The organism is Nitritalea halalkaliphila LW7, assembly GCF_000265075.1.
GTDB classification, from domain to species: Bacteria; Bacteroidota; Bacteroidia; order Cytophagales; family Cyclobacteriaceae; genus Nitritalea; species Nitritalea halalkaliphila.
The window spans coordinates 1-22,404 of record NZ_AJYA01000006.1 but is presented as its reverse complement, the minus strand read 5'-3'; the positions used below and the strand labels follow the sequence as shown (position 1 = coordinate 22,404).

Annotated in this window: 16 protein-coding genes and 2 pseudogenes; 10 read left to right on the top strand and 8 right to left on the bottom strand. The window is 48.7% G+C overall.

Annotated features, from left to right (window positions below; all coding sequences use genetic code 11):
* Window positions 1-85 precede the first annotated feature (85 nt).
* The 7 genes and pseudogenes from A3SI_RS02895 to A3SI_RS17000 all read left to right on the top strand — a co-directional run bounded on the left by A3SI_RS02895 (window position 86) and on the right by A3SI_RS17000 (window position 9,897).
* The gene (locus A3SI_RS02895; protein ID WP_009053553.1) at window positions 86-1,219 is read left to right on the top strand and encodes a Fic family protein; all 1,134 of its coding nucleotides are present in this window, start codon (window positions 86-88) and stop codon (window positions 1,217-1,219) included.
* 120 nt (window positions 1,220-1,339) lie between these two features.
* Window positions 1,340-2,560, top strand: coding sequence for a restriction endonuclease subunit S (locus A3SI_RS02890; RefSeq protein WP_009053552.1), 1,221 nt, complete (start codon window positions 1,340-1,342; stop codon window positions 2,558-2,560).
* A gap of 404 nt (window positions 2,561-2,964) precedes the next feature.
* The gene (locus A3SI_RS02885) at window positions 2,965-4,062 is read left to right on the top strand and encodes an Abi family protein (RefSeq protein WP_202946840.1); all 1,098 of its coding nucleotides are present in this window, start codon (window positions 2,965-2,967) and stop codon (window positions 4,060-4,062) included.
* A gap of 22 nt (window positions 4,063-4,084) precedes the next feature.
* Entirely contained in the window at window positions 4,085-4,747 is a 663-nt protein-coding gene (locus A3SI_RS02880) for a helix-turn-helix domain-containing protein (RefSeq protein ID WP_009053550.1), read from the top strand.
* A 185-nt stretch (window positions 4,748-4,932) separates the two neighbouring features.
* A pseudogene (locus A3SI_RS02875) lies at window positions 4,933-7,778 on the top strand (type I restriction endonuclease subunit R).
* 145 nt (window positions 7,779-7,923) lie between these two features.
* Window positions 7,924-8,256, top strand: a complete 333-nt coding sequence (locus tag A3SI_RS02870; RefSeq protein ID WP_009053549.1) for a hypothetical protein — start codon at window positions 7,924-7,926, stop codon at window positions 8,254-8,256.
* A gap of 621 nt (window positions 8,257-8,877) precedes the next feature.
* A complete protein-coding gene (locus tag A3SI_RS17000; RefSeq protein WP_009053548.1) occupies window positions 8,878-9,897 on the top strand; it encodes a SusE domain-containing protein in 1,020 nt (339 codons plus the stop codon).
* Window positions 9,898-10,048: 151 nt separating this feature from the next.
* Here the strand turns inward: A3SI_RS17000 and A3SI_RS02855 are convergent, their stop codons facing one another.
* The 6 genes from A3SI_RS02855 to A3SI_RS02830 form a co-directional block, all read right to left on the bottom strand.
* Entirely contained in the window at window positions 10,049-13,192 is a 3,144-nt protein-coding gene (locus A3SI_RS02855) for a M1 family aminopeptidase (protein WP_040669943.1), read from the bottom strand.
* Window positions 13,147-13,635, bottom strand: coding sequence for an ABC transporter permease (locus A3SI_RS02850; protein WP_040669941.1), 489 nt, complete (start codon window positions 13,633-13,635; stop codon window positions 13,147-13,149). The genes A3SI_RS02855 and A3SI_RS02850 overlap by 46 nt, the downstream gene beginning before the upstream one ends.
* Before the next feature lie 13 nt (window positions 13,636-13,648).
* Window positions 13,649-14,524 (bottom strand): ABC transporter ATP-binding protein, encoded by an 876-nt coding sequence (locus A3SI_RS02845; protein WP_009053547.1) that lies wholly within the window; start codon window positions 14,522-14,524, stop codon window positions 13,649-13,651.
* 84 nt (window positions 14,525-14,608) lie between these two features.
* Window positions 14,609-15,217 (bottom strand): hypothetical protein, encoded by a 609-nt coding sequence (locus A3SI_RS02840; protein WP_009053546.1) that lies wholly within the window; start codon window positions 15,215-15,217, stop codon window positions 14,609-14,611.
* The gene (locus tag A3SI_RS02835) at window positions 15,204-15,695 is read right to left on the bottom strand and encodes an RNA polymerase sigma factor (RefSeq protein ID WP_009053545.1); all 492 of its coding nucleotides are present in this window, start codon (window positions 15,693-15,695) and stop codon (window positions 15,204-15,206) included. The genes A3SI_RS02840 and A3SI_RS02835 overlap by 14 nt, the downstream gene beginning before the upstream one ends.
* 26 nt (window positions 15,696-15,721) lie before the next feature.
* Window positions 15,722-16,573 (bottom strand): TraB/GumN family protein, encoded by an 852-nt coding sequence (locus A3SI_RS02830; protein ID WP_040669957.1) that lies wholly within the window; start codon window positions 16,571-16,573, stop codon window positions 15,722-15,724.
* Window positions 16,574-16,782: 209 nt separating this feature from the next.
* On the opposite strand from A3SI_RS02830, the gene A3SI_RS02825 reads away from it, so the two are divergent.
* The 3 genes and pseudogenes from A3SI_RS02825 to A3SI_RS18035 all read left to right on the top strand — a co-directional run bounded on the left by A3SI_RS02825 (window position 16,783) and on the right by A3SI_RS18035 (window position 20,737).
* Entirely contained in the window at window positions 16,783-18,804 is a 2,022-nt protein-coding gene (locus A3SI_RS02825) for a S9 family peptidase (protein WP_156810135.1), read from the top strand.
* Between the two features lie 191 nt (window positions 18,805-18,995).
* A pseudogene (gene fumC, locus A3SI_RS02820) lies at window positions 18,996-20,393 on the top strand (class II fumarate hydratase).
* A 17-nt stretch (window positions 20,394-20,410) separates the two neighbouring features.
* Window positions 20,411-20,737: a hypothetical protein gene (locus tag A3SI_RS18035; protein ID WP_238531569.1), complete on the top strand. Its 327-nt coding sequence runs from the start codon at window positions 20,411-20,413 to the stop codon at window positions 20,735-20,737.
* Window positions 20,738-20,909: 172 nt separating this feature from the next.
* Here the strand turns inward: A3SI_RS18035 and A3SI_RS02810 are convergent, their stop codons facing one another.
* Both A3SI_RS02810 and A3SI_RS19290 read right to left on the bottom strand, forming a co-directional pair.
* Window positions 20,910-21,938: a sugar phosphate isomerase/epimerase family protein gene (locus A3SI_RS02810; RefSeq protein WP_009053539.1), complete on the bottom strand. Its 1,029-nt coding sequence runs from the start codon at window positions 21,936-21,938 to the stop codon at window positions 20,910-20,912.
* Between the two features lie 25 nt (window positions 21,939-21,963).
* Window positions 21,964-22,404, bottom strand: a 441-nt coding sequence (locus tag A3SI_RS19290) for a hypothetical protein (protein ID WP_009053538.1), incomplete at its 5' end; no start/stop codon positions are given.

Genomic DNA, 22,404 nt, shown 5'->3' with positions numbered 1-22,404 from the left:
TTAAGTGCAAATATAAATTTTTATATTTGCAGAAAACGATTTAAGTGCAATTATGGTAATTTATATTTGCAGCTAAACATAGGGGATGAAAGATATCAAGAACTTCAAAGCAGGTACTTGGCTAAAACAGATCGAATACAGGAGTTTTAGCCCCAATCACATCCATGAGTCATGGGTGCTGAGTGACCCTGCTATCTTGACATTATTGAGTCAGGCTGACAGAAATTTAGGTAGGTTGGATGCTTTTTCTGACTTGGTACCTGACATTGATTTCTTTATCAAAATGCACGTCACCAAGGAAGCTACGGTGTCCAGCAAAATCGAGGGAACACAGACTTCTTTTCAAGAGGCTTTGGCCAATGAAGAGGACATCGATCCGGAGCGTAGGGATGACTGGCAGGAGGTACATGCCTATATAAAAGCCATGAATCAGGCCATTCAGGATATGGAGAAGCTGCCTATTTCTACCCGTCTGATCCGAAAGACACATGCTGTGCTTCTTGATGGGGTAAGAGGCCAAGAGAAGCTGCCGGGAGAATTCCGCAACAGCCAAAACTGGATCGGGCCTAGCTTAAAGCATGCGGTATTTGTCCCACCTTTACACACGGAAGTGCATGCCCTGATGAGCGATCTCGAAAAATTTATCCATGACGATCACTTGCAAATCCCTCATCTGGTAAAGATTGCCATGGTCCACTATCAGTTTGAAACCATCCACCCTTTCTTGGATGGCAATGGACGGGTAGGAAGGCTCTTGATTACCTTGTATCTATTAGACAAAGGGCTGCTAAAATATCCTACCTTATACCTCTCCGATTACTTTGAACGCAACAGGAGGGATTATTATGACAACCTGATGCGGGTACGGGAAAAAGATGCGATGGGAGAATGGATTGCCTTTTTTCTCAAAGGTGTGATCGAGACCACCACATCCGGAATCCGTACCTTTCAGGAAATCATCCGCTTGAGGGAAAAATACGAGTTTCAGGAACTGATCAAGCTGGGCAAGAAGCAGGGAGATGCCAAGCGCTTGATTACGGAACTCTACCGGCAACCCATCGTGGATGTAGGGCAAGTGGAAAAGATGCTCGATGTGCACAACTCCACTGCCAACCGAATGATCCGTGACTTTCAGGAACTGGGGATTTTGGAGGAGCTCACTGGCTTCAAGCGGAATAGGATCTTTGCATTTAAGGAATATATCAACTTGTTTCGATAGGAATATGAAAGTAAGTAAAATAGCGAGCTGCAATACAAGTCCTGTCAGGTTTCCAAAACCTGACAGGACTACACTTGGGATAAGCTTTTGTGAGGAATTAGGAATTAAAGCGCCGTTTTGATGGAAAAAAAATCTACACGAAAGCCAAAATTGAGATTTATAGGGTTTTCTGAAAGCTGGGAAAAAACCACTTTAGGAGAACTCCTGACTTTCAAAAACGGACTCAATGCCGGAAAAGAAGATTATGGTGATGGAGAAAAATTCATCAACGTTTTGGACATCATCCAAAACAATTTTATAACCTACGACAAAATCATTGGGTCCGTTAAAGCGTCTGAAAAAAACAAAGAGATATACAAAGTTGAATATGGCGATGTACTTTTTCAGCGCAGTTCTGAAACAAGGGAAGAAGTAGGACAAGCAAATGTGTATCTCGATAGAGAAAAACCAGCATTGTTTGGTGGCTTTGTTATCAGGGGAAAGAAAAAGAGTGATTATGACCCAATTTTCATCAATCATCTTTTAAAAACACCCCTTTCAAGACAAGAAATCACTTCAAAAAGTGGAGGTAGCACACGTTATAATGTCGGTCAAGAAACACTTTCATCAGTTGAAATTACGATCGCAACCCTCCCCGAGCAGCAAAAGATCGCGTCATTCCTTTCATCGGTGGACGAGCGGATCGAGTTGCTGGAGCGAAAGAAGGAAAAGCTGGAAGCCTACAAAAAGGGCGTGATGCAGCAGATCTTCACTCAACAGATCCGTTTCAAGAAGGATGATGGGAGTAAGTTTCCGGATTGGGAGGAGAAGAAATCCAAAGATGTCTTTATGAACATTTCGAACAAAAAGCATAATGGGGATTTACCCATACTCTCCGCTTCACAAGAAAGAGGGATGGTTTTGCGTGAGGAAAATGGGATAAAGATTCAAGCATCAGAAAAAAGCGTTACATCTTACAAGATCGTTGAACCTGATGACTTCGTGATCTCATTGAGATCGTTTCAAGGCGGACTTGATCACTCAAAATTTCTGGGTATTTGTAGTCCTGCATACACTGTACTGCGGAACAAAATCCCAGTAGAACCGCAGTTTTACAAATTCTACTTTAAAAAAGAAAGCTTCATCACAAGGCTAAGTCAAACTGTGGTCGGAATACGAGACGGCAAACAAATCACATTTGACAATTTCGGGCAAATTAAAATCCCGTATCCATCCGTCCAAGAACAGAAAAAAATCGCAGCTTTCCTGAACACCATTGACCAAAACCTTGAAACGCTTGACAGCCAGATCCAAGGCTTGAGCACTTGGAAGAAGGGGCTGTTGCAGCAGATGTTTGTTTGAATTCTGTATAGGTTATAATTAAAGCAACCACGTTTTCCCGAAATTCCTCCAAACCCCGAAAGGGGTTCAATCCCGCAAGGCATTTGCCCCGAGTCGCTACTCGGGGTAAAAAAGAAATCACCATAACCCCAATCCCCCAACCCTGACAAGGTTGAATTACACAAACAAACACCTCCCCCGTGCAAAATTCAACTCCTCCGGAGTTGGAATAACCTATGAACATACCATCCCAATTCCCCGAGTTTGCACTCAGGCTAATAACCTACGGTAGTAAACTCCTATCGGAGTTTTAACAATCCCCTTAAATTAACAACACTAAATCAACGTAAATATTCCCAAAAACGCAGAAAACGCAAGCGATCACCGCACTTGCGTTTTCCGATTTCCTTCCTCCGAACGGTAGGATGAACGCTAAAGTAAAAGCACCCCCTCCACACCTAATGACACTCCTGCATAACACGCAGGCCTTCGGTGAGGAGAAAGCATTTTTACAAATTTGTAAACATATTTTTACTTTTCGTAATTATTTACGTAAATTTGCATTAACAGAACCTGAGTTGCATACCGTAAGATCTGCTCTCGGGTCATTTTTTTTTATTACTATGTCAAAGCCAGCATACACTATTCAAGAGCAAATTGAACTGCTCAAATCAAGGGGAATGCTCTTTAGGGACGAGTCCACAGCTCCCCATTTTTTACAAAATATCAGTTATTACCGACTCAAAGGTTACTGGTGGGATATGCAAGCAGACAGGATTACTCATCAGCTTCAACCTCAAACCTACTTTGAGGATATAGTGGATCGTTACAACTTCGACAGACATCTTCGACTGATTTTATTTGATGCTGTGGAGAGGATAGAGGTAGCCTTACGAACCCAAATGATTTACCATCTTTCATTGGGGAAAGGACCATGTTGGTATCAAGATCCAAATATTGTAACAGACCAAGTTAAACAAGCGAAAAATCTTTCCAAATTGATGGATGAATTTGGCTACAGCCAAGAGATATTTATCAAAGACCACAAAAGAAGGCATCCTGAAAATCATCCTGAGTCTTGGAAGATCTTGGAGATCGCTTCATTTGGCACATTGTCCAAGTTTTATAAAAACTTGAAACATGATCTCCCTGAAAAATCTGCCATAGCAAAAGGCATGGGACTAAATTTACACGTGGAGTTATCTAGTTGGCTTGAGGCGATCGGGTATGTAAGAAATATTATAGCGCATCATTCAAGATTATGGAGTAGGGACATGGTCAAACGCCCAAGAGTAAACTTGAAAAATCCGACATCACTTTGGCTCAACTTACCTCTCTCTGAAGTCCAAATGAAAAAACCATTTTTAATCATCTCTTGTATGCTATTCCTATGTAACAAGGTCACGCCTAATCACCAGATCAAAATGAAAATACTGAGCCTGTTTGAAGAAAGTCCATCCATGCAGATTTACAAACTTGGTTTTCTAAACAATTGGGAAAATCAAGAACTCTGGAAAAGCTGAGGATGAAAAGCTTCCGCTAATCTTGGGTGAATCCTATCATATTATCATTACCTTTGCATTAACAGTACACGCCACGCTACCCATCAGAACAGCGTCCCAGGGCGTGGCTTTTGCCTTAGACCCGTCAGGTTTTGAAAACCTGACGGGTCTTTTCGTTTGCGGTAGCGTAAGAACTTTTCCAATAAACTTTTGTTTCGTTTGTTTCGTTTACTATATTACATTTTCATATATAACCATGGTCATGACAACATCAATTATACAACCTTCAAAGGAGGATAAGGAAGAGGCTCAAAAGTCCTTTATGACTCTCGAAAGCATTACTGTGACTATGGAGACGAAGGACTCGATACTCTTCGAAATTGAAGGGAAATCTATTTCATTACCAAAAAAAGCTGTTCTACTTCTACAAAAAGTTTTAGAAGCTATGGCAGGTGGGAAAAGTGTGGAGGTTTCTACTGTCTCTGAGGAGTTAAGTACCCAAGAAGCTGCCGACCTATTGAATGTTTCTCGCCCCCACTTGGTCAAACTGTTGGAAACTGGCAAAATACCCCACAAAAAAGTGGGATCACATCGAAGGGTTAAACTGGAAGACATCAAAAAATACGAAACGGCCTTGAAAGAAACCAGACGCAAAGCTTTGGAAGAAATCGCAAAGGAGGCACGGGAGATGAACATGGGGTACTGACCTTTCCAAGGCATGATAAAAGCAAACGTCCTTTACCCTGCACCTATAAGTGATCTGTTACTCAGTTTGGCAGAGGAAGAACTTTTTAAGCAGTTCTACCCATGCCAACACTTGGTTTTACGTTGATATTTCCACATCTTGCTTCTACAACAGTTTTGTTTTGATCACAGAGGCATTTTTCAGACATAACCACACAACCCGAACAGGCTTTAGAAAACAACTTGGTGCAGCAATTGCAGCAGCTGGGTTATCAGAAGGTGCTGATACCGGATGAAGCTGCCCTGCTCAAAAACCTGAAATCCCAGCTGGAAAAACACAACAAAACCCAGCTGAGCGAAAAGGAGTTTGCACAGATTCTAAACGCACTCAATAAGGGATCGGTCTTCGAGCGGGCCAAAATCCTCCGTGACCGTGTGGACTATACCGATGACAGCGGAGAATCCCGAACCATCGAACTGATCAACCAAATCCACTGGTGCCAAAACGAGTTTCAAGTCGCCCAGCAGGTGACTATGGAAGGCAAGTACAAAAACCGCTACGACGTCACCATCCTGATCAACGGACTGCCCTTGGTGCAGGTAGAACTCAAGCGCCGTGGCCTGGAACTCAAGGAAGCCTTCAAGCAGACCAAGCGCTATGGCCTCCACTCCTACGAAGCCGGTCAGGGACTATTCCAGTACATTCAGCTGTTTGTGATCAGCAACGGCGTCAACACCAAGTACTACGCCAATAGCTCTTTCAACCAGCGTTCCTTCAAGCAGACCTTTTACTGGACCGACACCAAAAACAAACTGATTACCCAGCTTTCGGAATTTACAGACATCTTCCTGGAGAAATGTCATCTCTCCAAGATGATCACCAAATACATTGTCCTGAATGAGACCGCTAAATCCCTGATGGTGTTGCGGCCTTATCAGTACTATGCCACCGAAGCCATCGTGGAGCGTGTAAAAACCTCCCCAAAGTACGGCTACATCTGGCACACCACAGGTTCGGGAAAGACACTCACTTCCTTCAAAACCGCACAAATCCTGACCAATCTGCAACAGGTACACAAAGTGGTATTTGTGGTGGACAGAAAAGACCTGGACACCCAGACTTCACAGGAATTCAACAGCTTCAGCAAAGGCAGTATTGACGCTACCAGCAACACCAAGAAACTGGTGGAGCAGCTGACCGGAAACGATAAACTCATCGTCACCACCATACAAAAGCTGGCCAATGCGGTCAACAAAAATGCCTACAAGTCCAAGATGGAGCAACTGCAGGACAAGCGCATCGTGTTCATCTTTGACGAATGCCACCGCAGCCAGTTTGGGAAAACCCATGCCGACATCAAAGACTTTTTCGAGAAGTGCCAGATGTTCGGTTTTACAGGAACACCCATCTTTGAAGAAAACGCTGGTTCAAACGAGTTTGGCAAACGTACCACCACCATGCTCTTTGGGGACTGCCTCCACAAGTATGTGATCACCGATGCCATCCGTGATGAAAACGTACTTAAGTTTTCCGTGGAGTACATCAGCACCTTCAAAAAGAAAGACCATATCTTCGACATCAATGTGGAGGCGATAGATGAAGAAGAAGTCATGAATGCCCCAATACGGCTGAACAATGTGGTGGATTATATCATCAACCATCACGGCAGAAAGACACACAACAGGACATTCACAGCCATTTTCTGTGTATCCAGCGTGCCTGTGCTCATCGAGTACTACAAGCTTTTCCAATCCAAGAAGCAAGCAGGAGAGCACCAGCTACGTGTCGCAACCATCTTCTCCTATGGTGCCAATGTGGATCTGATAGATGATGATATTGACGAACTGGGAGCAGTTGGCGATGATGACCTGCCCATGGCTGCGGAGGAAAAATACCTTGCTCCTTATGGCAACAACAGTCAGAAACATCCCAGAGAATTCCTCGACGACTTCATCAAAGACTATAACCGTGAATTTGGCACCAACTTTTCCACCAAGACAGTCAGAGCTTCTACAACTACTACAACGACATTGCCAAAAAGGTAAAGAACAAGCAGGTGGACATCCTTTTGGTGGTAAACATGTTCCTGACGGGTTTTGACAGCAAGAACCTGAACACCCTGTACGTGGACAAAAACCTGAAATACCACGGACTGATACAGGCCTACTCCCGCACCAACCGCATCCTGGACGAGCTCAAATCACAGGGCAATATCGTGGCTTTCCGCAACCTGAAATCCGCCACCGATCAGGCCATTGCCCTCTTCTCCAATCTGGATGCCAAGGACGAAATCATCATGGCTCCCTATGAGGAGTACGTGCAGAAATTCAACGAAGCCTACCTAGAGCTGCTTACAGTAACGCCCACCGTCAACGCTGTAAACGATTTGTCCGACGAAGAAGCCCAGCTGGAATTCATCAAGGCCTTCCGTGAGCTTATGCGCTTGAAGAACGTTCTGGGAACCTTCACGGAGTTTACGTTTGAAGACCTTTCCATGCCCGAGCAGTCCTTCGAAGACTACAAAAGCAAGTACCTGGACCTTTATGAGCGAAGCAAGGGCTCCCAGCAAAAAGAGAAAGTTTCCATCCTCAACGACATCGATTTTGAGCTGGAACTGATCCACCGGGACGAGATCAATGTGACCTACATTCTCAAACTGCTGGCCAACCTGAAAGACGCCAAACCAGAAGACCAGGAGAAACAGAAGAAAGCCATCATCGACCTGATGGTGGGAGAAGCCCAACTCCGAAGCAAGCGGGAACTGATCGAAAAGTTTATCCGAGAGCAGCTACCCCAGATTCAGGACACCGAAAACATTCCCGAAGAATTTGCCATCTTCTGGACCAAGGAGCGCATGGACGCTCTCAAAAGCCTCTGCGAGAGTGAAGGACTGGACTCTGATGGACTGGAAAAAATCATCGGTGACTTTATCTACACCGAGAAAGAACCCCTGCGTGACGACATCATTGGACTGCTAAAACAAAAGCCTGCACTCAAAGAGCGCAAGAGCATCGCCGAGCGCATCAAGGACAAGATCCTTGGATTTGTGTAGACCTTTATCAACGGGATTTCAGAGGCGGCTTAAGGGGTGGAGGTTTCTGGGACAAGACCACCCAAGACCGAAAACCAAAGATGTGGGCGACACAAAATTTTTATACTTTTGCACGCTGTTCCCTCTATAGGGAAGCCACAAATGTATGAAGAAAGAGTACACGGTCCCAGCAAACTTTAACACCTCAGATTATACATCGCACTTTGCGAGAAGTGACGTCAGGAAGGGTGTGACCGAAGCAATGCACTACATCCTCGACCACATAATTACTCACCCACAAGAATCCGAAAAGGGGAAAGAAACTTTCGAGAGCCGTGGTGGTGTTGCACTGTACACAGTAATTTTAAGAGAAAAATTAGGACAAAGAGCAGCTGACAAAGCACTTCAATACCTTTTGACGAACAAGGTGATTATAAAATTGGAGGGTGCGAATCAGTTCAAAGATAAGGCGGCATTATACGGCCAAACAAGAAATTGAAGAATCTATCAATGCAATCCCCGGTCTAAAATCACGTGTAAAAGAAACATTGCTTGATGGAAAGAGCAACACAGGCTTTGTATTGGCCCCAGAAGTTTCAGCCAGAGGCACAAAATCCGCTTTGGGATCCTGAAGTGGGCTGTTCATGTAGGCGACGCTGCGATTGCCATGCTGGCAAAGCACCAAGCGGCCCTCAGCTGAAAAGAGTAGGCCATTTGCCCCCGTTTCCCCACCGCGCTCGGCATCGCCCGTGTAGCCGGCAGGCTGGAGGTACAGCTCCCGCTTTGCTTCTTTCCTTCCCCTTTATCGAGCATGCCGAGAGCGCCAGCAAGCTACAAAGGAGGTGTAGGACGTATTTTTGAGTTCGTTTCATGGAGGTTTAGGGGTTTATAGAGGTTTTAAGGTGAGGAGCGCATGGATTGACGTGCTTTTTAGCGCTGTATAAGAGAATAATAAATTAAATTGCTGAAAATCAATTTATTATAATTTCCTGATGTGTTTTTGAGAAAGTGTTACGTGTAGGGTGATGTACTATTGATGTAGTGTTTTTCGCGGCTGTACAACAATTAATCCGCAAATTGCGTCAGTCTAATAAGTTCGTTAACAATAACCAAAATGCATATGAACATACGTTTAAATTTCAATTGGCTCCTTGTACTGGTAGCTTTGTTTTGGGCCTGTAATGATGTAGATCAGCCTTCTATCATCGTCCAAACTCCTGCCACCATTTTATCTGCTCCTTCCGAGATTATCGCTTCCGAAGCAGATGAAGATGGTGTTTTCGTCTTTACAGTTTCTCCTGCCGATTTCGGAACGAATGTAGGCGTGGAGTACACGATTCAAATGGATCGTCCTGGGAATAATTTTGCAAGTCCTGCGAATATCGGCTCTTCGAATGAGACGACGGTAGAGGTAAGCATCAGTGAAATTAATGGTAGAGCCATCGCGAATGGGATTACGCCAGGTCAAATGGGGCCGATGGAATTTCGCGTACGCGCTATCCCTGCTGCTGCCCTTCCGACGCTTGTGGGTGCAGCCGTAACGATTAATATTGGAACCATGATTTCTATCAACCCGGATGTTCCACTGACCTTAGAGGAATTAACAGGTGATGGAACGAAGGCATGGAAGCTTCGTCCTACACCGGGCTCTTGGGGAGTAGGTCCAGCACCGGGTGATATTCAGTGGTTCCCTGGCGCGAGTGTTAACCTTTCTTTAGAGAGACCGTGTACCTTTAACGATCGCTATATCTTCAGCGCGGATGGTACCTTCGAATTTGATACCCAAGGGGATTTCTGGGGTGAAGGCTGGATGGGTGTAGGCCCAGGTTGTCAGCCAGAGGCCAACTTAGAAGGCACTCCTTCGGCAGCATTCCAGTCGGGCATGCATACGTTTAATGTGGTGCCTGGAGCTCCCAATGTACTACCACAGGTGGCCGTTACGGGAACAGGAGCCTTTATTGGATTTGCACGTGCTTTTAATGGAGGTGAAATCGGCGAGGGCCAAAGTCCTACGAATCGCACCATCACGTACACGGTGAGATCGTATAATCCTGATACACAGGAAATGGTGTTATCCATTAATTCGGGTGCTGATGGAGATGTGTTCTGGACGTTTGTGTTGATCCCAGCAGAAGACTAATTGCGGAGCGCTTCCTGTGCGAGCTACTCCTATTTCTGATGCATGGGGGAATAGCAAAAGCGCGCAATAAGCGATCCAATAAAAGAGGCCCGGATAAGTTATCCGGGCCTTTCTTTTTTTCTACTGGGGTATGCTCAGCAGACGAAGTCTTTTAATCCTCGGCGGGGCTGGCTTTTTTCACATTGTCCCCCGGGACACGGTCTATCAGGTAGTTATAGGGGTCTATGCCCACAAACTGCGGTTTCTCTCGTACCCGGAAGGTAAAGGAATTTTCTTCCTGCGTGAGTTTTAAGCGTTCATAGACCAAGGGCTCTCCTAATAGGTTTTTGTTGTCTGTAAACCCGAAGACACCGACATCGATAAAATCAGCTAAGGGGATAGGTGTCTCTTTCCCTAACGAGTCGGAGCGAAACTTCTTGGATTCTGTGGTAAAAGAAACCACGTACTCCTCCCCATCCTCTTGATAGCTGGCTTCCAGCACCCGGTTCGAGAATAAGGTGATCGATAGGAAGAGGTCGTCGATCAGGTACTGCAGGCTATCCGGCGTATGGGTGCGAAATGCGCGAATGGCATCCATGGAGGTCGGGTAAGGTGGGTCCTGATGCTTGAATTCCTGAATCAGCTGCTGCAGGGCGGCGTTTACCTGCGCTTCTCCGATCATCTCCTTCAGGTAGTACATCACCACAGAGCCTTTTTCGTAGTGAATGTAGCCCTGCTGTTCCGTTTCGGCGAGGGGACGCTCTGCCTCGAACTCACTTCCGCGTCCCCTGAGGTAGCCATCCATTTCGTACTTCAAAAACTTGCGCATTTTATCTCTGCCGTATTCTTTTTCCATCACCATCAAGGCGGAATACTGTGTAATCGCCTCCATCAGTAGCTCTGCCCCCCGCATATTAGCGGCGATTACCTGATGGGCCCAGTACTGATGTGCCGTTTCATGTGCCGTGATATAAAACACCAGGTCGATATCGTCTTCCGTGACTTTTCGAAGGTCCGTGATGAAGCCGATGCGCTCACTGTAGGGCATGGTTCCAGGAAATGACTGGGCGAAGCCGGCATAGCGCGGAAACTCCACGATACGCAGCTGACTATGTTCATAGGGGCCGAAATGATTCGTGTAGTAGTCCAGAGATGATTTCATGGCATTCACGAAGTTCGGAATGTTATACGCATGGCTGGGGATATGATACACTTCGATGTCCACATTCTCCCAGCGTTCGCGCGCCACCTCATAGTCAGCCGATAAGAAGGAGGTAAAATGCACAGAAGGTGCCTCCTGCTCATACGCGTAATACTTGCGCCCTTTCTCTTCCCACTCGCGTACGCGCTTACCGGGGCTGATGGCGATCTGATTAGCCGAGGTCCCGATGACTGCTTTTACGCTAATCCAGTCGCTATCTTTACCGATGTAGTGCACATTACGCGCCTCCAAGTTGTCCTCGTCCAAGTGTGGCATGCGCTGTTTTTCGGGTAGCCCCCGCTTGCGTCTTTTGTTGCGGTCCGAAAGCTCATTCGACGCCTGATAGCCGAAGCCTGGAACCATCTCCAAAGAGTAAAAAAAGCTACCATTGCGTAAAATACTCGTATTTGTTACCCTATTTTCGAAGCCTTTCGTGCGTTTTTCGCCAGAGATTTTCACTTCTAAAGTTTCTCCAGGCGCTAAAGCTTCCGCCAGCGTGTAGATGCGATATCCTAAGGCTTCATCATTTAGCTGAAGCGAAGCCCCCGGGATTTCCAGCTGAAAGACTCCCTTCGCATCAGGTAGGGTGAAGTGCAGCTCCGAAATGGGCGCAGCCGTTTTGTTTTCCATCACCCCATACACATCGAAGGTCAGATCGCGCTCCTCAGGATACAACTCGATCCGATAGTCCATGCTGATCCATTTAGGCTGCGCCAAGTCTTCATAAATTTTATAGGTCTGTTCGTAGGCCACGCGCTGATCCTCCACCTCCTGTTGGGTGTTGTACGTGTTGAGAACCTGAGTGTTATAGTACACATAGCCGCCGATGGCTAAAAATGCCGCCAACAGAAGCAGACCTGTTCTCTTAGAGGCCGCCAGCCGTATGCGGGCTTCCTGCTGTCTTGCCGATAGGTGGGTGTTTTTTCCTCGGATAAACAAGAGATAGGTCACGTACAGGAGGAGTAGGGCGAAAGCAGCCCAGTAAAGTTGGAACCATACGGCTCCTTTGGCCCAGGGGCCAAAACCATTTACGTCTGAGTAGGCGCCTCCTGGCACAGCACCATAGTTGAGCATCAGGGACTCGATTTCCAAGAGCTCTAAAACATAGCCCGAGGCGACGATAAATACCACAAAGACAAAGTAGGCGATGTAGCGATTATCGAGTAGGTAATGGATAAAAACGGCTAAGACCGTGAGATAAAAGAAGAATAGGAAGTCGTTTACTAGTAGCAGGCGGAAGTACACTCCCAGCTCGAAATGGAAGTAGCCATAGAGGCTTTGGGCGATGATGCCGATGAGAATGGTGGCGATTAGGATCAGCTGTATGCTCAGCAGGAGGGCCACGGTCTTCGATGCCAGAAGGCTAAGGGTGGGAATCGGCGTCGCGTCTTTTATTTCATCTAATTTCGCATCTCGGTCCCGCCACACCAGAACGCCAGAATAAAAGGTGATGATACCGATTAGAAACAGATAAAAGGCACCAGATATCGTTTCGATTACATCGTAGGTGAGGGGGTAGTTCGTGCTTCCGTATCTGCCGGAAAAGAAGGTCAGTCCCACGCTGAGGTTAATCAGCCCGATAATGAGGATAATCAGAAAGGTCTGGTTCTTTAAAATCGCCTTCAGCTCGAAGGCAACCAGGTGCCCGAATACAGGCCAGGAGAAGCGGCTACGTGGCGCGAGCTGAACCTCCGGGCGTTCCGTGAGCTGGGGCTGCGGGTCTGCTTTTCGAGCGGCTTTCGACTTTCTTTTTTGTTTCTCTTTTTTCGTTTCGAAAGAAAAGCGGCTGTACAGCAGTAGCAGGAACGCCGCCGCTAATCCCATCCAAAGCAGGCGATTCAATAAAAAATCGCCCTTGAGCAGGACAGCACGGGTATTTAACTCTTCCACGGTCGCGTATTTATTCGCCAGTCCCACGGGATAAAAGCCGAAAGGATCCAGCAGGTTTGCCAGCCATTCCTTCTCGATATCAGCCAGAAAGGTTCCTGCGATGCTGTACACCACCAGCAGCCCCATGGCACCGATGTAGGAAACCATGTTATTTCGAAAGGTTAGCGCCAGCGCAAAGGTCAGGACGCCGATAATAAAGGTATTCGGGATCCCAAAGCTGAGCAAGCCTGTAGGTGGCCCTCCCAGTAGATGGGGCCAAAGCGATTCGGGTCTGCCCAGGGCATCAGCGGCCCGAGTAGCGCGCCAAAGGAAATCCCGAGCAGAGGAATAAGGGCGATCAAATAAGCGCCTAAAAACTTACCGAAAAAATAGGCGGAGCGCTTAATCGGATAGGAAAAGAGGATGCTCGAGAATCCAGAGTCGAAGTCCCTGTTGGCTGTGGCATTCATCACCGCTGTGGTCATCAGCAGCGCGATTAGCGACATGATGCCGTAATACTGCTGGATCACAGAAGGAGCGTTTTTCTTCACGCTCGTACTGGCACCGCCGATCTGAATATTATCACTGCTGACAGCCCCAAGGACCAAGAGGGCGATGACCAGAAAAAATATCCATACCATGGGGCTACGAAGCCAGGTAGTGAGTTCTTTTTTTAAGAATAGGAACATAGTAGAGCGGGTTTTAGACTAAAGCATTGATTTTGGCAAAAAACACGTCTTCTAAGTTGGCCTCCGCTAACTTAAAGTCCCCCGCAGGATCTTCCTCGGCGAACACATGGATCAGCGGTTTACCACTTACTAACTTGTCCGAAATCACCGCATACCGTTCGCGGTAGTCCTGCAGCATTCCTTTTTCTATGCGTTTTTCGTATACTTTACCCTCGATCAGGTCGAGCGCCTCGTCCACACCGCCAGTATAGAGCACCTCGCCCCTGTTCATGATCGCCATCTGCGTGCATAGTTCGCGTACGTCCTGCACGATGTGCGTGGACAAAATGAGGATGGCTTCTTCCCCGATCTCGCTGAGTAAGTTGTAAAAGCGATTGCGCTCCCCTGGATCTAAGCCTGCCGTCGGTTCATCCACGATGATCAGCTTAGGGTTTCCGATCAGACACTGCGCGATGCCAAAGCGCTGGCGCATCCCTCCGGAGAAGGATTTTACCGCTTTTTTACGATGCTCGAAAAGATTTACTTTTTGGAGCAGGTAGTCCACCAGCTCTTTACGCTCTGCGCGCTGGGTCACTCCTTTTAGTAAGGCCAGGTGATCGAGTAGCTCCACTGCCGAACTGCGCGGATAAACCCCGAATTCCTGTGGCAGGTAGCCTAAAACCTGGCGAACTTTTTCTTTTTCGCGGAGCACATCGAGCTCTCCCAGCTGTACACTGCCGCTGTCGGCGTCTTGGAGCGTGGCCAGCGTACGCATGAGAGAGGATTTTCCAGCACCATTTGGGCCGAGCAGGCCGAACATCCCCTTCTGGATGGTCAGCGTGACGTCTTTAAGCGCGTGTACACCATTAGCGTACTGCTTATTCAGAGATCGGATGGAGAGTTGAAGCATGGGATAGCAATTAAGAGATAAGAAACTGGGTTAAGGTTAGAATTGATTTTGTCCGTTGGTGAACGCTCAGGTGTGCGGTACTGCTCATTCTTCCTCCTCCGCTGCACGTATGAGCTCTTCCGTCCGGGCGAGGTAATCACCAAAGGCTTTTTTATGCATCCACTTATAGAGGAAATAGAGCAGCGGCATCGTGAGCAGGGATAAGCCCATGCCGATCGCCAGGAAGGAGAAGTCTGTTAGCAAGGTATCTGGATCATCTCCCTCTATACTTCCTCCTAAAAGTAAGCCTGCCAAATAAGCGAGGGGAAGAAAGAGAAGCGTTCGGATTTCGATGATGCGCAGTGTTTTTCGCGTGAGCGTCACGTGCTCTTTAAGGGTGAGCAGGAGCGGCTGATCCCAGTTTTTCAATAAGCGATCGAAGGCACGGATGCGCTGCCACATCAGCCAATGAAAATACTGGGACTTTAAGATTAAAATGCCTAAAAGAAGATGCAGGCTCCACGCGGGATGCAGGATCATGATATAAATTCCCGCTAAGGAGAAAAGAATGCCAGAGATTAAGCTGATGATCAGGTTTTTACGTAAGGTTCGGATGGGGTGCTTGCTGCCATCTGTTTTTTTCAATCGGAGCTGGTCAAAAGTCGTAGGCTGCTGCTGCGCTTTCATCTCCTGCCATAATTTATTTAGCTCCATAACTGCTTGCTTTAAGTTTACTGCTAATCGTTTCTTTTATGCGGTGGAGCTTAACCCCTAGATGATTAGGCGTTATGCCTATGAAGGTGGCGATCTCCGCATTCGTGAAGCCATCTAAGTGCATGGTGATGATGGTTTTACTCAGATCATCTAAGCTGTAAATGCTGCGGTACAACAGCTGAACCTCCTCCTGCTCGTCCCGTTCATCTGTGGCCAGGCCGTCGGCTTCCTGTAAGTCCACTTGTTGCATTTTAGCTACTTTGCGCTTAGCGGTGAGAATGGTATAAAGGGCCAGTTTATACAGCCAGGTGTTAAAGGAGGATTGCTTCCGAAAGGAGTCTTTACTTTTCCATGCCTGCAGGACGATTTCCTGCTTTATATCGTCCTGGTCGTCAGCATCAGAGACATACAGGCGCAGCAGGTGGTAAATGGTCCCCTGATGTGCCTGTATGTGCTGTAAAAATTCTTTTTCTTCCATGAAGTCCTTTTTTTAGAAGGAGTCCTTTAAAGCGTAATGGCTTCCACCGTATAGCCTCGGTCTCGGAGAAGCTGGAGCACCCCTAACTCTCCTGGTAAATGACCCGCACCCACTGCCACGAAGGAGCTTCCCTGGCTGAAGAGCTTTTCCAAGTCAGGAATCCAAGCCAAGTTTCGATTATCTAACACCAGGTCCTGATACTGCTGGAGGAGCTCACTTTCTATCATTTGGGCATACAGCCCCAGTACGTCTCCGGACATGTATAAAGCCAGCATGTTAGCGAACTCTTCTTGGCCCTTATCGTCTCGTAGCGTCTTCACCAGCTCTTCGACCTGAAAGTCCTGTGGGATTTCATCGAAAATGCCCATCTGTGAGGCCACCGTCTCTAAGCTAACCACCTCGATTTCGCGGGCCTTAGCCAGCTCCACGAAATGCGGCTCGAGCGTAAACATTTCTTCGCAGGGAAGGTAGGTCGTCACCAGCATGGACGACAGGACGAAGGGCTTCAGCACGCCCATTTGCGCCAGCCCAGCCCCGAAATTCTCGGTAAAAAAGCTGTCTAAGAGCTGGCGATCCGCTTCAGGCAAGTCCATGTAGATGTTAGCGAAGCCCGGGTTCACGGACAGCTGCTGCATTTCCTGAAGTAGCTTGGGATCGGCGGGGTTCAGCTCGATTACCAGGCGCTCACTGGCCTCCCAGGCAGCTACAAGCTCGGGGTTTTCTGCGATCGTGCCGTCACATAGAACATGCATGGTGCCGAAAACATAGGAAGGAGCGCTCAGTCCATTACCGCTTACCTTCCACAGTAAGGTGTTTTCTTGGGCCTGAAGCGTGAAAACCAGGCCGACGAAGAGCAGGAGAGAGAAAAGTTTTTTCATACTGTTTTTATTTTGTTTTGATAGGTTAGTGTCTGTGAGCAGCCGATTCTTACAGGCTACGAGAAAAAAAATTTTTTCTAAGTTATAAAAAAAATTCGGATTCAGCCCGAAGCGGCGCACAAAATAGGGCCTAGCGTGCAGGAAAGAGGAAAAATAGCATGCATGATAAGCGCTTATTGCCTATCTTTTGGGAAACAAATCGTACTCCTATGCATCTAAACCCATTAAATTTCTACCGAGCAGGTCTGCTGGCAGTGGGCTTATTCTTCTGCGGGGCAGGGCTGGCGCTGGCGCAAAGTCCTAGCGCGGGCACGAAAACCCTGCAACTGGAAGATCATCTCGACCTGATCTCTGTTTCGAATCCGCAGCTGTCGCCCGATGGCAAAGAGCTGATTTATACCCGTGGCTGGGTGGATAAGGTAAACGATAGCCGAAAAAGTGAGCTGTACATCATGGATGCTGATGGCAGCCGCAACCGCTTCTTCGCTAAGGGATCCTCTCCCCTCTGGTCTCCTGATGGCAAGAAAGTGGCCTTTTTGGCCGCAGGCGAACCTTCCGGCAGCCAAATCTTCATCAAGCATCGGGACCTAGAAGGCCAAACGCAGCTCACACGCCTGGAGCGCAGCCCTTCTTCTATGGTGTGGTCTCCGGATGGCAAGCACATCGCCTTCACCATGCTCGTCCCGAATGCAGAGGCGCTTTCCATCAAGCTTCCTGCTCGCCCGAAAGGAGCCAAGTGGCTGGAAGGCCCTCGCGTCATCGACAAGCTGACCTACCGGCGCGATCGAGTGGGCTTCCTGGAGGATGGCTATACCCAGATTTTTATCGTGCCTACGGATGGGGGGCGCCCGCGCCAAATGACCACGGGCCCTTATAACCATGGAAGCCTCAGCTGGACACCCGACAGCAAAGAAATTTTATTTAGCAGCTACCGTGAGGAAAATGCGGAGTATGCGTATCGGCAGTCTGAAATTTATGCCGTAAAGGTGGAGGATCAAAGCGTGCGGCAGCTCACAAAACGAAATGGCATCGACCGCTCTCCCCTCGTGTCGCCGAATGGCAAGCTGGTCGCCTACGTGGGCTACGACTGGACGGACGATACCTATATCGAAAATAGACTATATGTCATGGACATCGATGGCGGGTCGCCGCGGGAGCTGGCCGTGGATTTCGATCGCTCGCCAAGTGATCTGATGTGGGCACCGGATAATTCAGGCGTTTACTTTAATGCAGATTATAATGGGACGCGCAACTTGTATTTTGCACCCCTCCGTGGGGGGCATCGGGCCATCACCAGTGGAAATCACATGCTCACGGTGGGCTCCATCAGCCAGGATGGCCTCGCTGCAGCGGTGATGACAGATTTTTACCGCCCAGCGGAACTGTACACCTTCCGCCTGAATAATCCCAAGCTGACTCCGCTCACGGCCTTTAACAGCTCCCTGCTCACCGATGTGCAGCTCGGTGAGGTGAAGGAGATCAACTACACCTCTACGGATGAGCTGGCCGTGCAGGGCTGGCTAGTGCATCCGCCGAACTTCGATCCGGCGAAGAAGTATCCGATGATTTTAGTCATTCACGGTGGCCCCCATGGCATGTATAATGTGGGCTTTAACTTCACCTGGCAGCATCATGCCGCAGAGGGTTATCTGGTGCTCTACACGAATCCACGCGGCTCTTCGGGCTATGGATCGGCCTTCGGTAATGCCATCAAGAACGCTTACCCAGGAAAGGATTACGATGACCTGATGAAGGGGGTAGATGAAGCCCTGAAGCTCGGCTATGTGGATGAGCGTAATCTCTTCGTGTATGGCGGCAGCGGCGGTGGCGTGCTCACCTCGTGGATCGTAGGCCAGACCGACCGTTTTGCGGCCGCCTCGGTGAATTTTCCGGTGACGAACTGGCTCTCCTTTGTGGGCACCACCGATGGGGTGAGCTGGTATAAAAATTTCGCTAAGTTCCCCTGGGAAGATCCTTCCGAGCACCTACAGCGTTCTCCGCTGATGTATGTGGGAAATGTGCGCACACCGACCATGCTGATGTGTGGTGAGGAGGACCTGCGCACCCCGATCGCGCAGACGGAGGAGTACTACCAGGCCCTCAAAATGCTCGAGGTGCCTACCGTGATGATTCGTTTCCGAAATGAATTCCATGGAACGGGAAGCGTGCCCTCGAACTACCTGCGGACGCAGCTGTACCTCTATGCCTGGTTTGATCAATACAAGCGGTAGTACGGGCATTTTGTAAGCGCAGCAGCTGTAAGGAGGGGCTAGGGCTCCGCCCAAAATGCGGTGTGCTGCACCCGCTGGCGGTAACCAGGTGGTAACCATAGAAAATTAGCGTTTTCCACGTTTATTTTCTATGGTTATTCAGCTGGTGGGTGTTAATTTAGCGTGGTTAAAACAAAATTCCAAAAGAGACCATGAGCATACGCATAGAAAAAGACACCATGGGGCCTGTAGAGGTGCCTGCAGACAAGTACTGGGGAGCACAGACGCAGCGTTCGATTAACAACTTTAAAATCGGGGGTGAGCGTAACCGCATGCCACTGGAAGTGATCCACGCTTTTGCGATTTTGAAAAAGGCAGCGGCGCTGACGAATGCGGAGCTGGGTGTTCTCGCGCAGGAAAAGGCAGACATCATCGCGCAGGTCTGCGATGAGATATTAGCCGGGCAGCATGATGATCAGTTTCCTTTAGTGGTTTGGCAGACAGGTTCTGGGACGCAGTCGAATATGAACTCGAATGAGGTGATCGCCTACCGTGCGCATGTGCTACAGGGCGGCAGCCTGACGGATGAAAAGAAAAGCATTCACCCGAATGATGATGTCAATAAATCTCAGTCTTCGAACGACACCTTCCCTACGGCCATGCACATCGCTGCTTATAAGATGGTGGTGGAGACGACCATCCCTGGGGTAGAAAAGCTACGTGACACCTTACAGGCTAAGTCTGAAGCCTTCATGAACGTGGTTAAAATCGGTCGTACGCACTTTATGGATGCGACACCCCTTACCCTGGGCCAAGAGTTTTCGGGCTATGTGGCGCAGCTTAACCATGGTCTTCGAGCCTTAAAAAACACCCTTCCCCACCTTTCCGAATTGGCTTTAGGGGGTACTGCCGTGGGTACAGGCTGAATACGCCGAAAGGATATGCAGAGCTCGTAGCGAAAAAAATCGCGGAGTTTTCCGGACAGCCTTTGGTAACGGCACCGAATAAATTCGAGGCGCTCGCCGCACATGATGGCATCGTGGAGGCACATGGTGCGCTCAAGCAGTTGGCGGTTAGCTTGATGAAAATCGCCAATGATATCCGCATGCTTTCTTCGGGCCCGCGCTCGGGTATCGGAGAGATTTTAATTCCTGAAAATGAGCCAGGGTCTTCCATCATGCCAGGAAAGGTGAACCCCACGCAGGTGGAGGCCATGACGATGGTAGCTGCTCAGGTGATGGGGAACGATGTAGCGATATCCGTAGGGGGATCGAATGGCCACTTTGAGTTAAACGTATTTAAGCCGATGATGGTGACCAACTTCCTGCAGTCTGCTCGTCTGATCGGGGACGCTTGTGTGTCCTTTAACGACAACTGTGCCGTGGGGATCGAGCCGAATTATCCGTTTATCAAGCAGCACTTAGAAAATTCTCTTATGCTGGTAACCGCCCTTAATCCGCATATTGGTTACGAAAATGCTGCTGCTATCGCGAAAAAGGCGCATAAAGAGGGCACTAGCCTGCGTGAGGCTGCTTGGCACTTGAATTGCTAACGAATGAGCAGTTCGATGAGTGGTGAAGCCCGCAGATATGATTGGAAGCTTAAAATAAACGATATGAAGACGCTAATGAAAACGTTTTTCGCCCTGCTTTGTGTCGCCTTCTTGGCGGCACCCGTACGGGCAGCAGAGGAAGTTCCTGCCCGTGTATTGGAAATCGATGCGCGCGTGCAGGAAGTGTATGCGATGGACTTTAAGGAACTTAGTGCGAAGGAGCGTGGCGCTCTGCGCAAAGAGCTCCGAGGCCTGAAAAAGGAGATGAAGGCCATCGAAAAGGAGCATAACACCAGCTACCAGGCCTCTGAGCGGCTAAAAGATGGTCCCAGAGGTAGCGGGCTGTATATTTCTACAGGTGCTTTGATCATTATTTTGATCCTTTTAATCATTCTGCTTTAAGCGTTTTCGATTAGGAAATGCCGGTTTAGGCCGGTCTTACGCATAAAAAAAGCCTGATGCGCTACGTATCAGGCTTTTTTTTATGTCTATTTCATTTTTTATAGACCCAGACCACTTTTTTCGGACAAGCATGCATGCGAGGTAAGTTGTGCTTATCTGCTGGCTTTAGCGCTTAGCTGCTCGAATTTCCGCAGCTCCAGTCCAGCCTGCTTAGATGGGCATAGGCGGTTTGGATCGCTTGGATGGGCTCTTGGGTGAGATCTTTTTCTAAGAAATAATGTTGAACCCCTGCCTCCTGTGCCGCACACAGGATGTCTTGGAGCGGAAGCACGCCTGCGCCGACATCTGTTAGGAAAGGGAATAGGCTCATCCATTCTTCTGGACTGCCCCCATCTCCTTCGAAGCGGCGCAGCTCCAGCATATCTTTCACATGCAGGGACACAAATCGTTTCGGATGTTCTTGTAAGTAACGTATCGGGTCTGCTCCTGCTGCCGTAAACCAGAAAATATCCAGCTGCATTTTGACCAGTTCAGGATCCGTACGCTCCAGCAGCAGATCAAAAGGGATGGCCCCCTCGAGTTCTTGGTGTCCATAGCCATGGTTATGATAGAAGAACTGCAAGCCCTCTTTTTGGGCGGCAGCCCCAACCTCATTAAAGATATCGGCACTGCGCTTATAGCCGTCTAAGTTCATGCGCATGGGGGCTGGAAGCATGGCGATGCCGACTTTTTCATGTCCGACGATCTGTGCTGCCTCCGCGATGGCGCCCATATTTTCCTGCAGGGAATCCAGCTCGATGTGGATACTGGGGGCGCGGAGGCCGTTTTCGTCTAGCAGGGAGCGCACCTCTTTCGGGCTGAGCCCATAGTAGCCACTGCCACGTAAGCCCATGGAGCCTGCACCGATTTTCCAGGCTTCCTGTGCGGCCAGGGTGCTATAGGCATAGGGTCCGAAGAGTTCTATCTCGGCATAGCCAGCGGCGGCGATTTCGCGCAGGGTACCTGCAAAATCCTTGTCTAAGGAGCGTGGGAGCGTAAAACAGGCAAGGCCCAGTGCGGGGTGGGCGTGGGATTTTTCTTCGGACATCTCTTCAGAGCTTTCTGTATCACTGGTGGCGGCGGGGCCGCAAGACCAAGCAAGCCCAGCACCTAAACCGGCCAAAGCCAGGGAGCCAGACTTTATAAATAGGCGTCTTTGCATGGTTTGAGGACGTTTTTTGGTTCAATTAAATCAATTTAACGGAGAAAAACGCCTCTCGTCCCGCTTTTTTACTGTTTTTTGTTCTTGGGAGGCCCTTTCTTTGCCCAGCGGGCGCCACCTCCTCCTCGGGCAGAAGCGCGATGTAGCGCCGCACCTGCCAGCCGCGCAGCAGGACGATGCCCAGAGGGATAAGCCAAAGCAGTTCGGTGAAAATGAGATGAAAAAGGCTGCGCTTATTCCAGCCCAGCTCAGGTATAAAGCCGAGGCTGAACCAGATGGCGGCGATGAGTTTTCCAGCCATGCCGGCGATCAGCAGGTATATCCAGCTAATCGGGTAGAAAGCGCTTAAAAACAACAGGAAGCCCGTGAGCATGCCGAAGGCTCCAAAATACTGGGCGCTGAGACTGCCMAAGGTGCTTTGCATGGCCAGCCAGCGCAGCACATCCTCACCGAAGTACCGGAAAAA

What these genes read in the sequence shown, in the direction of transcription:
- A3SI_RS02810 (WP_009053539.1), bottom strand. Translation starts at nt 21,938, where the DNA reads ATGCAAAGACGCCTATTTATAAAGTCTGGCTCCCTGGCTTTGGCCGGT.
- A3SI_RS02825 (WP_156810135.1), top strand. Translation starts at nt 16,783, where the DNA reads ATGCATCTAAACCCATTAAATTTCTACCGAGCAGGTCTGCTGGCAGTG.
- A3SI_RS02890 (WP_009053552.1), top strand. Translation starts at nt 1,340, where the DNA reads ATGGAAAAAAAATCTACACGAAAGCCAAAATTGAGATTTATAGGGTTT.
- A3SI_RS02885 (WP_202946840.1), top strand. Translation starts at nt 2,965, where the DNA reads ATGAACGCTAAAGTAAAAGCACCCCCTCCACACCTAATGACACTCCTG.
- A3SI_RS18035 (WP_238531569.1), top strand. Translation starts at nt 20,411, where the DNA reads ATGAAAACGTTTTTCGCCCTGCTTTGTGTCGCCTTCTTGGCGGCACCC.
- A3SI_RS02895 (WP_009053553.1), top strand. Translation starts at nt 86, where the DNA reads ATGAAAGATATCAAGAACTTCAAAGCAGGTACTTGGCTAAAACAGATC.
- A3SI_RS02830 (WP_040669957.1), bottom strand. Translation starts at nt 16,573, where the DNA reads ATGAAAAAACTTTTCTCTCTCCTGCTCTTCGTCGGCCTGGTTTTCACG.
- A3SI_RS02845 (WP_009053547.1), bottom strand. Translation starts at nt 14,524, where the DNA reads ATGCTTCAACTCTCCATCCGATCTCTGAATAAGCAGTACGCTAATGGT.
- A3SI_RS02870 (WP_009053549.1), top strand. Translation starts at nt 7,924, where the DNA reads ATGAAGAAAGAGTACACGGTCCCAGCAAACTTTAACACCTCAGATTAT.
- A3SI_RS02835 (WP_009053545.1), bottom strand. Translation starts at nt 15,695, where the DNA reads ATGGAAGAAAAAGAATTTTTACAGCACATACAGGCACATCAGGGGACC.
- A3SI_RS17000 (WP_009053548.1), top strand. Translation starts at nt 8,878, where the DNA reads ATGAACATACGTTTAAATTTCAATTGGCTCCTTGTACTGGTAGCTTTG.
- A3SI_RS02840 (WP_009053546.1), bottom strand. Translation starts at nt 15,217, where the DNA reads ATGGAGCTAAATAAATTATGGCAGGAGATGAAAGCGCAGCAGCAGCCT.
- A3SI_RS02850 (WP_040669941.1), bottom strand. Translation starts at nt 13,635, where the DNA reads ATGTTCCTATTCTTAAAAAAAGAACTCACTACCTGGCTTCGTAGCCCC.